The 14151-nt window shown below is 66.8% G+C and carries 14 protein-coding genes; 9 read left to right on the top strand and 5 right to left on the bottom strand.

The annotated features are described in order from the left end of the window. Positions 1–204: 204 nt before the first annotated feature. The gene (locus AB0J78_RS08365) at positions 205–636 is read left to right on the top strand and encodes a hypothetical protein (RefSeq protein WP_363788012.1); all 432 of its coding nucleotides are present in this window, start codon (positions 205–207) and stop codon (positions 634–636) included. A 314-nt stretch (positions 637–950) separates the two neighbouring features. Here AB0J78_RS08365 and AB0J78_RS08360 read toward each other — a convergent pair whose 3' ends face one another. Further along, positions 951–1196: a hypothetical protein gene (locus AB0J78_RS08360; protein ID WP_363788011.1), complete on the bottom strand. Its 246-nt coding sequence runs from the start codon at positions 1194–1196 to the stop codon at positions 951–953. Between the two features lie 1310 nt (positions 1197–2506). Between AB0J78_RS08360 and AB0J78_RS08355 the strand changes: the two genes are divergently transcribed. From AB0J78_RS08355 to AB0J78_RS08335, 5 genes are all read left to right on the top strand, one after another. Next, positions 2507–3133: a YeeE/YedE thiosulfate transporter family protein gene (locus AB0J78_RS08355; protein ID WP_363788010.1), complete on the top strand. Its 627-nt coding sequence runs from the start codon at positions 2507–2509 to the stop codon at positions 3131–3133. Further along, positions 3133–3549: a YeeE/YedE thiosulfate transporter family protein gene (locus AB0J78_RS08350; protein ID WP_363788009.1), complete on the top strand. Its 417-nt coding sequence runs from the start codon at positions 3133–3135 to the stop codon at positions 3547–3549. The genes AB0J78_RS08355 and AB0J78_RS08350 overlap by 1 nt, the downstream gene beginning before the upstream one ends. 246 nt (positions 3550–3795) lie before the next feature. Next, complete coding sequence (locus tag AB0J78_RS08345) at positions 3796–4008, top strand: hypothetical protein (protein ID WP_363788008.1); 213 nt, start codon at positions 3796–3798, stop codon at positions 4006–4008. 481 nt (positions 4009–4489) lie between these two features. Then, positions 4490–6736 carry a molybdopterin cofactor-binding domain-containing protein gene (locus tag AB0J78_RS08340; RefSeq protein WP_363788007.1) on the top strand — a complete coding sequence of 749 codons (2247 nt, stop codon included), beginning with the start codon at positions 4490–4492 and terminating at the stop codon, positions 6734–6736. Between the two features lie 16 nt (positions 6737–6752). Further along, positions 6753–7208 (top strand): (2Fe-2S)-binding protein, encoded by a 456-nt coding sequence (locus tag AB0J78_RS08335; RefSeq protein WP_363788006.1) that lies wholly within the window; start codon positions 6753–6755, stop codon positions 7206–7208. 112 nt (positions 7209–7320) lie between these two features. Here AB0J78_RS08335 and AB0J78_RS08330 read toward each other — a convergent pair whose 3' ends face one another. From AB0J78_RS08330 to AB0J78_RS08315, 4 genes are all read right to left on the bottom strand, one after another. Further along, on the bottom strand, positions 7321–7683 hold the full coding sequence (locus tag AB0J78_RS08330; protein ID WP_363788005.1) for a hypothetical protein: 363 nt from the start codon (positions 7681–7683) through the stop codon (positions 7321–7323). A 110-nt stretch (positions 7684–7793) separates the two neighbouring features. Continuing rightward, positions 7794–9686 (bottom strand): GAF domain-containing protein, encoded by a 1893-nt coding sequence (locus tag AB0J78_RS08325; RefSeq protein ID WP_363788004.1) that lies wholly within the window; start codon positions 9684–9686, stop codon positions 7794–7796. Positions 9687–9765: 79 nt separating this feature from the next. Continuing rightward, a complete protein-coding gene (locus AB0J78_RS08320; protein WP_363788003.1) occupies positions 9766–11097 on the bottom strand; it encodes an MFS transporter in 1332 nt (443 codons plus the stop codon). Positions 11098–11143: 46 nt separating this feature from the next. Further along, on the bottom strand, positions 11144–11920 hold the full coding sequence (locus AB0J78_RS08315) for a 3-hydroxybutyrate dehydrogenase (protein WP_363788002.1): 777 nt from the start codon (positions 11918–11920) through the stop codon (positions 11144–11146). Positions 11921–12151: 231 nt separating this feature from the next. Here AB0J78_RS08315 and AB0J78_RS08310 point away from each other — a divergent pair, with 231 nt between their 5' ends. The 3 genes from AB0J78_RS08310 (at position 12152) to AB0J78_RS08300 (ending at position 13657) form a co-directional block, all read left to right on the top strand. Beyond that, on the top strand, positions 12152–12607 hold the full coding sequence (locus AB0J78_RS08310; RefSeq protein ID WP_363788001.1) for a VOC family protein: 456 nt from the start codon (positions 12152–12154) through the stop codon (positions 12605–12607). 409 nt (positions 12608–13016) lie between these two features. Then, positions 13017–13172 carry a hypothetical protein gene (locus AB0J78_RS08305; protein ID WP_363787999.1) on the top strand — a complete coding sequence of 52 codons (156 nt, stop codon included), beginning with the start codon at positions 13017–13019 and terminating at the stop codon, positions 13170–13172. 38 nt (positions 13173–13210) lie between these two features. Continuing rightward, positions 13211–13657 carry a hypothetical protein gene (locus AB0J78_RS08300; protein WP_363787998.1) on the top strand — a complete coding sequence of 149 codons (447 nt, stop codon included), beginning with the start codon at positions 13211–13213 and terminating at the stop codon, positions 13655–13657. The last annotated feature ends 494 nt before the right edge of the window (positions 13658–14151 follow it).

The following is a 14151-nucleotide window of genomic DNA, read 5'->3' as shown; positions in this document are numbered from 1 at the left end:
CTGAACACAGAGTCATCACGCGGCGGTAACCATCCGCGCAATGTGCAATGTAGTTGCATTAGGCAAATTCGATATTTCAGCTGCATACGGCGACAAAGCGACACAGATTCAGTTTTGTCGCGAGATCCGGTGAACCTTCTCTCGCATCACCCGGATGAGGGCTGGGTTGTTTCGGCAGGGTCAAGACGGACACAATCCGCAGCCATGAACTACGACCCGCGCTACGGTCCGCCGCCCCAGCAGGGCTACCCCCACCCGCAGCAGCCAGGTCCATATCAGCAGCCGCCACCGGGCCCGTACCCGCAGCAGCGGCCTCACCAGGGCGGATACTACGACGAACCACCGCACGGCCGTCGCCGGGACGACAGCGGCGAGACCATCGCCCACATCGTCCGCGTCGTCGTGGGCGTGGTCATCACGATCTTCACGCTGCACGTGCTGTTCGTGGTCTTCGACGCGAACCAAGGAAATGGATTCGTCTCGTTCGTTTACGCGATGGCGCAGGTCTTCGTGCTCGGTCTCGGCGACGTCTTCACGCCCGACGACGAACTCCTCGGCGTCGTCCTCAACTACGCCCTCGCCGCCCTCGTCTGGGCCGTCGGCGGAAAGCTCATCATCAAGGCGCTCCGCCGCTGATGCTTGCGAAGCCGGAAGGCCTCCATCGAAAGTAGCAGGTCGCATTTCGGTTGTTTCGGTTCTGATGCCCGTCAGCATGCTGGATCCGATTGCTCCGCATAGGTGGGCCGGTTGCCCTTCCCCTCGGCTGGCCCGCCTATGCGGTACTTCGGGTCAACACCCATCAGGTTCTCCCAGGCGACGCGGTGCGCTCCAGAGGCTGTCGAGATCATCAGTAGGGGAAACCCGCAACGCGCCATGCCGACAGCGCCGTTGCGGAACCATGAGTGGACTGGATCTCGACCTGTCGGAGTCTTTCGAATTTCCCTGAGCACCTACGTATTCGCCGATTCCCTCGGTGGCAGGATCTCGGTTGCAGTCACGTCGTCGTCTTCGTAGCGAGCGCCAACTTTCTCGGAACGCCACAGTTCCAGCCGCCGAAGGCACTGCCGCAGCTCTTCGGCACGCATCGCCCAATCCCGGCGACTCTCACGACTGCATGCCGGGTCGGTCATCATCTTCCGGGCGAAAGAAAACCGTCCGTAGAGGTAGGTCAAGGCCGTGTCATCGTGGCGAGCCACCAGCACTCCTTAGCTTCGAAAACAACGATCACCCGTGTGGCCGCACAGGGGGTTCGTAGCGCTACCTTTTGTAGTTCAGCGCATGAGATCCACTTGCCCTATCGGCCAACCAGGCGAAGCGTTACGGGTCACCCCTCGACCTGAGATCGCGCATCGTGATCAAGAGTCGGTGGACGTCCGGTTGCAGTGACCGCCCGGCACGCTGGTGCGCAGGATCCTCTGCTCAACACCCTGGGCGTTTGGTAACCACCCCGCTACAGAACGCCGCGGATGATGGAAACGCAGCGCATCCGGCACCTGGTCACCCTTGCCAGAAACCTCGCGAACGCGAACTCGATTCCTCCGCTTCATCTTTGACAACTGGTGGGTAACCTGCGCAATTCATGCCGTAAGCGTCATTTGACCTGCGGAGATGAGTGCGCGCGAGTAATTGTTTACGCCGCAGTAAAGAACTTCGCGAGATTCCTGTAGTGGTCCACCCGCGTGCGAGAGGGTGCGATCAAAATATGACCCATTCCACAGTCCCTTGAATCGATTTGAGAACGCTCGTATCACGGTCGGGCAACTATGTTGTGGAACTTTTGGTTGATACTTGTAATAAAATGGGAAAACGGCTGGTCACAGTGCTTTTCTGATCGAATTTCGTCTCTTGCTGAGGGGTGGCGGGAAGTAACGCGCTGGGCGGCGTGCGGGATTAACGCTCGGAGATGACGGATGGCGTCACGGTGCGTTGCGCATCGCAACGCCATGCGATCACTCGCCGGGTTCTGCAACGACACAACGACACGATCGCGCTACGCCGCCTACCCGGCCGGTGGCGTCGCTGGTCAGATCGGAGGGAAAATGGGCTGCTCCCATGCCAAAACATGCCCTCTCTTCCCGTTGCTGAACGCAAGTTTGCGCGGCTGGCGAGAGTCCTATTGCGACAGCGAGGCGCGTTGGCGCGAATGCACGCGGTACCAGCTGGCATCCAGAGGCCAGCTCGTGCCAATCTCACTGCTGCCCAACGGAGCTGACGCGAGGCACATCCGAAACGCCGCCGAACGGTCCGCTGCCGCCGAACCGACACCGCCGGCACCCCTCATTTCCGGGGCGCCCGGATCCGAGGCTTGGTTCGAACCTACGCCGATACCGGAATCCGCCAGACCAGTCGAGGCGCCGGTTCAGCGCCACGAGCAGTCAGCACGGTCACACGTCAACCAAGTCCCCGACACTCCACCGGTTAAGGGGCGCAAAGCACGGTCCACTCGGACGCGGATCTCCAAGCGCCGATGGTGGACCCGACTCGCCGAATGGATGCGAGGTCCTTCATGACCACCTACTGGCCCTGGTGGGCGGGAGCGATCGGACTCGCCCTCGTCACCATCAACTACACGCTGATCACCGATCGGTCCTTCGGTGTGTCCTCAGCGTGGGACCGCGTGCTGCACTGGCGCTCCGAACGTCGCTTCGAGAAGCAGGAAGCCGAGTTCGCCGACGGACGCGCGCTCGAGGAAGCCTTCGCCGCAGCGACCGCCGCGGAGTTCGGCACCCACGCCGTCCCCTCCCACCCACCAAAGGCGACGCACGACGACGACCGGGACATCGAGCCTGTCGCCGCACGGGTGCGCCCGGCACCTCTGGTCACCCAGGCCGCATTACTGCTCTCGATCTTCATCGGCGGATGGCTCGCGGCGATCAGCATGGGCAAGTTCGAAGTCCGCTACGACATGGGCGAGGGCTTCAGCAGGCTCGTCACCGCCGATCCCAACGTCATGATCGGCGTGCTGTTCGCCGGCGGGATCCTCGTCGGCTTCGGCACTCGGCTGGCCGGTGGCTGCAGCTCGGGCCACGGGCTCAGCGGATGCGGCCGGTTGCGGCCTGTCAGCCTCGTCGCCACGACTGTCTTCTTCGGCACCGCCGTGGGTGTGTCGTTCCTGCTGTGGAAGGTGATCTGATGAATACCAGGGGCGCTGTTCTCGTCGCCAACATCATCACCGGGCTCGCCCTGGGTTTCATCGTCACCAGCATCGGGTTCGGTGACTACGCCGAGCTGAACCGCATGTTCACCTTCCAGGACCCGCGCATGCTGTACGCCTTCGCGGGGGCAGTGGGGATCATCGTCGTCGTCTTCACCGTGGTGGGCGTCCGCCGCGTACCGACCCTCATCCACGGCGGTGTTGTCCCCGGTGCCGTGCTGTTCGGCACCGGCTGGGCGATCTCGGGTGGCTGCCCTGCGATCCCGATCATCCAGGTCGCCAGCGGATACCTCCCGGCCCTGGCCACGATCGCCGGCGTCATGGTCGGCATCTGGCTGTGCCGCTGGGTCAACGCCAGGTTTTTCCAACTCGACCGCGGCGCCTGCGGCCTGTAGCGGAACCGAAGTGGTGGGGCGGGCGCCCCCCGACTGCCGCCCGCCCCGCCCCGACTTGGCTGGACCTCCGATGTCCCGACGTCAAGCTTGCATCAGGAGTGAGAGATCGCTCTGCCGCGGGAGAGGGTGGTCCAACTGCTCGCCGACCGGCACACATGTCGAAGTGGTTGCGGGGGTCTGGTGCTGCATGAGCCGCTGAGTGGGGTGCACGGGCAGGTCGGTACCGAATCGCGGGTCGTGATGCAGATGGGGAGGCAGAAGGTCAAGCGCACCGAGACCATCACGCGCCGGGAACCGGCAGACCTGCGCGGGATCCCGACAGGGAGCGTCGTTCACTTCGACCGCGAGATCGTCGCCGAGCACATGTGGAGCGCCGTGCGCGACCGGCTGACCGAAACCGGTCCGGCAACGACGCTCTGGGTGAGTGAGAGCGAATACCGGCCCTCACGGGCGTGGTGATCGCTGTACGTGAAGGCCGCGCGAGACCGAAGACCGCCCCGGGTCCGACACCGAACAGAGTTCGCAGGCAACCGGGGATCGCGAAACGATATCGGTTGCATCACTCACGGGTATGACCCATCGGATTCGAAGCCGGAAATGCGATGCCGGCGCCGAAAACCGGAGTACTCGTTTCCGCTGGTCGCCAGGCAAGCACTTGCTTGGGTTGCTCCATTCTGCGTCACAGAAGTGCGCATTCGGACGAGAGAAGCCCTGCTGTCGCAGCATTCGGGCGGCTATTCACTCCGTCACTGCTCCGCTAGGGTGCTCCGCCATACCTAGCAGGGTGAGTCTGCGCACAGATGCCAACACGCACAGTCACATCCGCGAGAACCCGAGGCGTGGGGTGCCGGACGCTGCGTGTGGGCTTGTCTCGCCTTGCTCGCTGTGTTCGAGCCGAGCTTTGGGTTGTTGCCTGGGCAACCCTTGAGAGGAGTCCTGAATGGTCACGCCCGCCACTCCAGAGGAAACCGCGGAGGGGGCAGCGGTGGCGGAACCGGGGCAGGCGTCCGGTGTTGGGCGTCGGCGCTTCCTCACCTACTTGATGGCCGCCCCGACGCTGACGGTCGCCGCGCAGCTGGTCCCCGAGGGTGAGGTCGCCGCTGCTGCGGCCAAATCCCAGATCCCGGTTCCGCTCCCGCCACTGGAGCCGATGGTCGACTTCGCCGACGCCGTCACGATGCTGGCGATGCCCACCATGCCGCTGATGCGGCTGGAGATCGCCGCCAACAACAAGGTCCGCTTCGAGATGCCCCGGCTGGAAGTCGGCCAGGGCATCAACACCTCGGTCGTCATGATGATTGCCGAGGAGATGGACGCCAAGCCCTCCGACGTGGTCGTCGAGATCTCCGACGCCCGCCCGGAGCTGTTCATCAACCACTTCACCGGGTTCTCCAGCGGTGTTCGCGCCCTGTGGCAGCCGCTGGCGTCGATGGCGGCCGCCGCCCGGTCCCGGCTGGTCACGGCCGCTGGTAAGCGCTTCGGCGTTCCCGCCACCGACCTGACCGTCTCGGACACGGCCGTGCACGCGCCCGACGGACGCAAGCTGAGCTTCGGAGAACTGGCCAAGGACGCGGCCAAGGTGACCCTTCCGGCGGTCCCGGCGCGTCCGAAGAAGATCGAGCAGCACAAGGTGCTCGGCAAGCCGATGAACCGCGTCGACGCGCGCGGCATGGTCACCGGCGCCACCAAGTACGTCGGCGACATCAAGATTCCCGGCTCGGTCGTCGCCGTCGTCGTCCGTCCGCCCACCGTGGACGGCAAGGTCGCCGCCTTCGACGACTCCTCCGTCCGCGCCCTGCCTGGGGTGTCCGACGTGGTCGAACTGCCCACCGGAGTGGCGGTGTGCGCCGAGAACACCTGGCAGGCTCTGGAAGCCGCGAAGAAGCTCCACGTCAGCTGGGTTCCCGGGCCGGGGGCGAGGACCTCGGACACCGACATCAAGGCGACGCTGAACGAGAAGACAGGCAGCATGATGGACACCCTCGACTTGGGCGACGGCGAGGGCAAGATCGACGCGAGCTTCGACTTCGCCGGTGTCAGCCACTCGCCCATGGAGGTCAGCTACGCCGTCGCCGACGTGCGTCGAGACCGGGCGGAGGTCTGGTACCCGGGCCAGGTCGGCATGGGGGTGCAGGTCGACGTCGCCAAGGCCGTCGGGCTGCCGCAGCCGGCCGTGACCGCGCACATCACGCGAGCCGGTGGTTCGTTCGGTGCGCGCGGTTTCAACGACGCCGTCGTGGAGGCCGCCCGCGTGTCCAAAGCGGTGGGCAAACCGGTCAAGCTGATGTGGACGCGCAACGACGAGACCCGGCACGGGCGGATGCGTCCGCCGACGCACCACCGCATCATCGCCTCCTACCGGGGTGGGAAGGTCCGCTCCTTCCAGCAGAAGATGAGCGGCGTGATGGTGGACCTGTCGCACGGTGCGGGCATCGTGCTGACCTCGGAGATCTTCTCGGCCATCAACAAGCCGGTCGACGAGATCGTCTTCTACATCAGCCAGAACGTGCCGTACGAGTTCGGCCTGGTCACCATCGACGGCAAGGGCGAGCGGATTCCCGGCGTGAAGACCGCCGAGTGGCGTGGTGTGCACGGTGGTTCGTTCCGCGCCGCGCAAGAGCTCATCGTCGACGAACTGGCGGCGAAGCTCGGCAAGGACCCGCTGAAGTTCCGGATGGACTCGCTCAAGACCGACCGGGCGAAGGCGGTGCTGAAGAAGGTCGGCGTCGAGGGCGGCTGGGGCCGCCCGATGCCCCAGGGCTGGGCCCAAGGTCTCGCGGTGCACGAGGAGCATCGCTCCTCCTCGGCGTGCCTGGTGGAGATCAACGCCACCGACCCGGAGAACCCACGGGTCACCAAGGCCTTCGTGGCGGTGGACGTGGGCCGCGCGATCAACCCGCGCGGTGTGGAGGCGCAGATGCAGGGCGGGCTGATCGACGGGATCTCCACGATCCTTCAGGCGGGCCTGCACTTCGACAACGGTGCCGTGCGGGAAGGCAGCTTCAGCGACTTCAAGTGGGCGCGGCAGCGGCATTCGCCGCTCGAGACGAAGGTCTTCGTGATGCCCCCGACCGGCGACCCGGGCGGTGTGGGCGAGCTGGGCGTTCCGGTGTGCGCGGGTGCCGTGGCCACCGCTTATGCCCGGGCGACCGGTACGCAGCCGCGCAGCTTCCCGATCAACTTCTGAGGAGTCCTCGAGCGACATGCCCAAGTACGAGTTCACCGTCAACGGCAAGGACGTCGAGGTCGACGTCCCCGCGGAGATGCCCCTGCTGTGGGTGCTGCGCGACGAGCTGCGCATCACCGGTCCCAAGTACGGCTGCGGTGTGGGCGTCTGCCGCGCCTGCACCTGCCTGCAGGACGACGAGGCCGTCCAGACCTGCATGGTCAAGGCCGCCGACGCCGACGGCACCGAGATCACCACGATCGAGGGCCTGGCCGACGACGACGAGCTGCACCCGGTGCAGCAGGCGTGGTTGGACCGGGACGTCGCGCAGTGCGGCTTCTGCCAGCCAGGACAGATCATGCAGGCAGTCGCGCTGATCAACGAGACCAGCGAGCCGACCGACGCGGACATCGACAAGATCGAGAACGTCTGCCGCTGCGGCACCTACGGCCGGATCCGCCAAGCCATCAAGCAGGCCGCCGAGAACATGTGACCTGCTGACAAAACGACGAGAGGCGCCCCGGACTCAACAAGTCCGGGGCGGTCGTCCCCTGACGGTGTGGTCGTGGTGCTCGAGCCGGCGGTGATTTTCTCCGAGTCCGATCTCACTCCCGCTCGCGGGGAGAGGTGTACTCGTGCATCTGCTGAGCTTCTTCCCAGTACTGCCCGGCGTGCCGCATCGCTGAGGTGAGAACCCCGTTCATCTTTTCGAGGTCTCCGATCGCGCGGTCCAGAGCTTCGTGCGGATGGTCGCGCAGCGCTTCGCGGTACAGGCGGTCGCGATCAACTTGGTCGAGCTTGTTGGTCAACTCGTGGGCCAGGTTGTGCAAGGACCCCAACACACCGAGCAACGCCGCACCGAAGGGAGGCCAGTCCAGCGACGCCAGATCCGCATCAGCGCAATCCCTCACGGCGCTGTCGAGCGATTCACGGGCGGCGTACATGTCTTCGAGGGGATGTTGAGCCATGGCTTCCCACCTTTGCCAAGCTGGTCGGGCTTTTTGTTACCCGCTGTGCGGCGGGCCCAAACCCCGTCGCCTCGGCCGGTGCGAGTGCGGCGACCACGGGTGATCGCCTTTCAGTCGTGGCCGGCGGGGTCGTCGTCGATGATCTTGTTGAGCCGCAGCGCGAGTTGGACCTCCAGGGAACCGTCCGGTTCCTGCCAACCGTCGCCGAGGAGTGTGCCGATGCGCTCCAAGCGCTGCGAGACGGTGTTGACGTGGATCTGGAGGCGGTCCTTGGTGCGGTTGAGGTTCATGTGGGAGGCGAAGTAGGCCTCGAGCGTCTCGGTCAGCTCGGTGCCGCGCTGCGCGTCGTAGTTGAGCACGGGCCCGAGGACCGACCGGATGTAGCGGCGCGCGTCGGCTCTTTCGCCGAGCACCATCCCGAGGAACCCGAGATCGGCCATTGCCGCGCCTTCGCCGTGGCGATCGAGCGCGAGCAGCGCGCGCACGCACCTCCTGGCTTCGGTGTAGGTCTGCGCGAGGGCTTGCGGCCCCGAGGCGGGACCGGCTGCGCCCACGGTCACGCGAGCACCGAGGGAGTCGGTGAGCCCACGGGCGAAGGCCTTGGCGGCCTTGCCGGGTTCGGTGTTCGGCAGCAGCGCGACCTGGTCCTCGAGCGCACCGGCGACGCCACCGGCGGCCCGGGCGTTCCAGGCGACGGCCGTGGCCAGCCGCTCTCTCGGGACGCCCTCGGCGTGCGCCACCAGCACCGAATGCGGGCTCGTGAGTTCGACGCCGAGCCGACGTGCTCGCACCACCAGCCCCGCGGGATCTCGCTGCGGGGCGGTGAGCAGGTCGGCGACCAGCTCACCACCGACCTTGTTCTCGGCTTCGGCGGTGGAGCGTTGGAGCAGGAGCAGCAGGGCGGTGACCACGCCGGCGCGTTCGAAGACGCGCCGGTCCACGTCCGACAGCGCAGGGCATCTGGTGAGGACCAGGCTGCCCAGGAGTTCGGGTCCGGCGAGAACGGCGTACACCCAGTGGTTCTCGTGCGCCACGGCCCGACCGGCCTTGCGCGAGGCCGTGACCGCTTCGTGCGGCTGCGGCAGGGGACCGGTTCCGACGCGCGCGAGTTCGTTGCCGTCGGCATCGTGAACGACCAGACCGCCGGAGAACATGGTCGCGACCGCTGCGGCGACCTCGGAGATGTCCTCGCCGCGAAGCACCAGATCGGTGAGTCGGTCGTGGGCGCGCTCGGAGTGCTGCATCGCCTCGTTGTGCTTGCGGATCGTTTCGTTGGCCTCGTTGAGCTCGTCGACCGCCTTGCGCGTTTCTTCGATCAACCGGGCGGTGTCGATCGCGATGGCCGCGTGGTCGGCCAGCGACGCCAGCAGTGCCACCTCATCTCGTGAGAAGTCGTGTGCTGTGCGGAAAGCCGCGAACAGCACACCGATGACCTCGTCGTTCAACGACAGCGGCACGCCGAGGATGGCGACCAGGCCTTCTTCGTCGACGGCAGCGTCAATGGGAGTGGTGTGGGCGAACCGGGAGTCCGCGGCGTAATCGGCCGTCGCGTACGGGCGGGCTGTTTGCGCGACGAGGCCTCCGAGGCCCTCGCCCATGCCGAGACGGACCTGCTGGAAGCGCGCCGAGATCGATCCGTCGGTCACCCGCATGTAGGTCTCGTCGCGCGTTTCGTCGTTGAGCGACAGGTAGGCGATGTCAGCGGCCAGCAGCATGCGGGCGCGGTGCACGATCGAGCGGAGGACAGCGTTGAGGTCGCGCACCCCGGCCAGGTCGCTGGCGCTGTCGAAGAGCGCGGCCAACTCCGTTTGCCTGCGTTCGTGTTCGGCGACCTTGTGGTGCACCCGGAGCGCGAGCTCGCTGGCCTTCTCGATCTCCTCGAGGTCGGCCTCGGACGCTCCGGACGTGCGGGCGGTGACGGCGACCTGCGCGACCTGCTCGCTCGGCGCGTTGTTTGCGAGCAAGGTCAGCAGGCGCCGCAGCGCCGCTGCTGCCTGATCCATGCGCCCATTCTCCTCGGTGGAACCGGGGGCACCAGCCGGGACGGGGGGAGCCGGCTGGTGGCCCCGAGGCAGGACGGAGCTAGACCGTCTGGCTCGGCTGTTCCGCAGCCGAGCCCAGCCCGGTCGCTCGGGTCTCGCGGGACATCGCGGTGGCGATCACCGTGAGCGCGGCTCCCGCCGCGACGTAGAGGGCGACCGGCACCGCCGTGCCGTAGCCCTTGAGCAGCGCCGTGGCGATCAGCGGTGCGAGACCACCGGCGACGACGGACGCGAGCTGGTATCCGATGGAGGCGCCGGAGTAGCGCACCTGGGTGCCGAAGAGTTCGGAGAAGAACGCGGCCTGCGGACCGTACATCGCGCCGTGCAGGACCAAGCCGACCGTCGTGGCCAGCGTGATCACCACGGGCGACGCGGTGTCGAGCAGCCCGAAGAACGCGAAGGCCCACGCGCCGCTGCCGAGCGCGCCCATGATGATCACCGGACGTCGGCCCCATCGGTCGGAGAGCGCCCCCCACAGCGGGATCGTCGCGAAGTGCACGATCGATCCGATGAGCACGGCGTTGAGCCCCACGGACTTCGGGAGGTCCACCGGACCGGTGAGGTAGACGAGGATGAAGGCGGTGATCACGTAGTAGGCGGTGTTCTCGCCCATGCGAGCACCCATCGAGATCAGAACCTCGCGCCAGTTGTCCCGCAGCACCCGTGCGATCGGGGCGCGCACCACCGCTGAGTTGCGCCGGGCCTGCTCCGCGGCCTCCAGGAACACCGGGGACTCCGTCACCGAGAGCCGGATCCACAGGCCGATCATGACCAGCACGCCGGACAGCAGGAACGGGATGCGCCAACCCCAGTCGAGGAAGGCCTGGTCGGACTGGACTGCGGCCAGGATCGCCAAAACTCCTGTGGCCAGGAGGTTTCCGCCTGGGGCGCCGGCCTGCGGCCACGACGCCCAGAAACCGCGGCGTTGCGGGGAACCGTGTTCGGAGACGATGAGAACCGCACCGCCCCATTCACCACCGAGCGCGAAGCCCTGCACGAGACGCAAGGTGGTCAACAAGATCGGGGCCGCGATGCCGACGGAGGCGTAGGTGGGCAGCAAACCCATCGCGCAGGTCGCACCGCCCATCAGGAGCAGGCTGAGCACCAGCAGCCGCTTGCGGCCGACCTTGTCGCCGAAGTGCCCGAAGACCAGGCCGCCCAGCGGCCGGGCGCCGAACCCCGCCGCGTAGGTGCCGAAGGCTAACAACGTCCCGGTCAGCGGATCGGAGTTCGGGAAGAAGAGCTTGTTGAACACCAACGCTGCGGCTGAGCCGTACAAGAAGAAGTCGTACCACTCGATCGTGGTGCCAACCAGGCTGGCGCCGATGATCCTGGAAATCGATGTGCGTTCGGGTTTGGGTTCCTGTGTCATGATGCACCGCTTCGTCGTTGGAGCAGGATGTCTGGCAGCAGCACGGTCAGTGCGCGGTCCACCCGCCGTCGAGGGACAACGAGCTTCCCGTCATCGAGGGGCACTGGTCGCCGCTCAGCCACAGAACGGAGTTGGCGACCTCGCTGGGTTCGATCAGCTTCTTGATGCCGGTTCGGGAGAGGAGGACGCGTTCGGTCACCTCGTCCTCGCTGATCTGGTGGGCCTGTGCTTGGGTGGCGATTTGGTCCTCCACCAGAGGCGTGCGCACGTATCCGGGGTTGACGCAGTTGCTGGTCACCCCGAACTCGGCGCCTTCGAGCGCGGCGGTCTTGCTCAACCCCTCCAGCGCGTGCTTGGCCGCGACGTAGGCCGACTTGTACGGACTCGCGCGCAGGCCGTGCACGCTGGAGATGTGCACCAGGCGCCCCCACCGCTGGGCGTACATGTGCGGAAGGCACTGCTGCATGAGCAGGAACGGCGCCAGGACCATCACCTTGTGGATCAGGGAGAACCGCTCGACCGGGAACTCGTGGATCGGAGCCACGTGCTGCAACCCGGCGTTGTTGACGAGGATGTCCACCTCGCGAGGTAGTTCTGCGATCGCGTCGGCGTCCGCCAGGTCGACGACGTGGGACTCGCCCCTGATCTCGGTCGCGAGGGACGCAGCGCTGTGCTGGTCGACGAGGTGCACGGCGGCGCCGGCCGCGGCCAGCGCCTCGGCGCAGGCCTTGCCGATTCCACCCGCGGCGCCGGTGACGAGGGCTACCTTGCCCTCCAGCGCCCCCGCGTTCGCCGCGGTGTTGTGCGGGTCACTTGTGGTCATGACGGACAAGGTAGGACGCCCGCCCGAGGGATGGCATGTGGCAACCGCACACAAACATGACCAGGTCCATGTTGGTGTGCCACATGCATCGAAGGCCCGGGCGTGGGCGTCCGGGGATCTTGTTGTGGGTGCGTGCAGCAGGGACCGGGCTCGTCTTCCCAGGACGCGACGGGGGCGGGGCGCACCTACAGTGGGCGGGGTCGTGCACCACCACGTGTTCCGGGGGGCGTCGTGGAACGAGACAGGTGGCCGGTTCCGGAGCAGGGGCTCGTCCTGACGCACTTCCTGACGGTCCACGACGTCGTCCGCGCGCGGGAGTTCTACGCAGCGGTGCTGGGCGGCGACGTGGTGCTCGAGGAGAACCCGTGCATCGTCAAGGTGGCCAACAGCTGGATCATCATGAACCCCGGCGGTGGCCCCACCCCCGACAAGCCCGGCATCACGCTGCAGCCGCCGGAGCGCACCGGCACCGTCTCGGCGTTCATGAACGTACGCGTAGCCGACATCGCCGCCTTCTACGCGCAGGCGCGGGAGAAGGGTGCGGAGTTCCTCACCGAGCCGATCGACCGCAAGGCGGAGATCCGCTGCTACATGCGCGATCCCGACGGGTATCTCATCGAGGTCGGGCAGGCCACCGGCATGCTGGAAGGGATCTTCGCCGACCCGTCGGCAGGTTCAGGCGACTAGCCGGCTCTGGCGGAGTTCGCGCTCCGAAGCCGGGCGCCCAGCCGGGCGCGGCCACGGTGGTTTGCGCAGCTCCCGCCGCTTCCACCTGCTGGTGCGAGCGCCACCGAATCACTCAGGCCTAGATCCGCAGCGGTACCGCGCACGCTGGCGGCGAGCTGATCGGTCCGGGGTGGCGGGAGGCTCCAGGCTCCGACGGTGGCCGGGGCCCGCTCGTTTCGGGTCGTTGGACTCTGGTGGGCGCGGGCCGGGCCTCGCATGCTGGGGATCGAGGTCATCGCGACCTGCGAGGTGATCGTGTCGACAGGGCTGGGGCGGAGCCGTTCGCGCGCCTGGGGGGCGGGATCCTGGCGGTCCTGCCGGACGGCCTGTCCCTGGTCCCGGGTCCTCCCGAGCGGGTAGGAGCTGAGCAATGAGCGATCGCACCAGTCGGAGATCGCCCGCCGAGCCGAGACGCCGGCACTGGCTTTCACCGCACGTGGCCACGGGTTTGGTGCTCGCCGCGCTGGCGGTGATGCTGATCGTCGGCGTCGTCATCGGACTGCTGGTGAGCCGTTCCAGGAAGTGAACAACCGGCCGCCCGGAAGCACGAAGGGGATGAGGGCCGTGGCACAGGCAGGACATGGCGCCGCCCGCTACCCGACCGCGAAGCAGCACTGGGCAGGCGGGCTGGAGCTGTTCGCCGCCATCATGCTGGTCATCATCGGTTTCTTCCACGTCATCGTCGGACTCGCGGCACTGCTGCAAAGCTCCTACTACTACGTGGTCACCGAGAACTACGCGTTCACCATCGACCCCACGGCCTGGGGCTGGGTGCACCTGGGACTGGGAATCCTGCTCGCGCTCACTGGAGGCGCGCTGGGAGCCGGCCAGTCGTGGGCGCGCGTGGTCGGCATGATCATCGCCGGGCTCAGCGCCCTCGGGAGCTTCCTGTTCATCCCGTACGAACCGGTGTGGGCGCTGCTGATCATCGCGATCGACGTCGCCGTGATCTGGGCGCTGGCCGCGCACCTGCGGGAACCGACCTCCGGAAGGACGGCGTCCAGCGAGTAGCGTGCGAGAGAAGAGCGTGATCTCGTCAGCCGCGGTGCCGCGCGGGTGGCCGACTTCCCGGCGGTGCGCGGCTGCGCCACCTCTCCTGCAACCTGGGGACGCACGTCTCTGCGGCCGACGGCGTGGCCGCCTTCGGCAACACGCAGGTGTCAGCGGGTGTCTCGTGCGCGGGTTCACTTCGTCGATCACGGCCGAGAACCCTGATCCACCTGGCTCGGTCCGAAACGGGATGAGCGCACGCCGTTCACGGCACTCTTGAGCTCTCCCTGCGGAAACCGTTGCTGCCACGTGTGAAGTGGCTGCCAGGACGTCCCACCGAGGGGTGCGGTGGACCGATCGGAGACGCCCGAACGCCGTGCGATACCGAAACTGCACCCCAGTCGCTCCGGTGGTGGCGCAACGGGCTTCGAGGGTCACGGGCATCGCTGCTCCCGTGCCTCGCGGAGTGGTTATGTTAGCGCTGTTATTCTTAGGGGTGAAATAGTCTCTTGAGC

It is taken from the genome of Saccharopolyspora sp. NPDC049426 (assembly GCF_040676935.1).
Lineage (GTDB): Bacteria > Actinomycetota > Actinomycetes > Mycobacteriales > Pseudonocardiaceae > Saccharopolyspora.
Note: the sequence above shows the minus strand (reverse complement) of the source record. Positions and strands in the feature narration are given on the sequence as shown.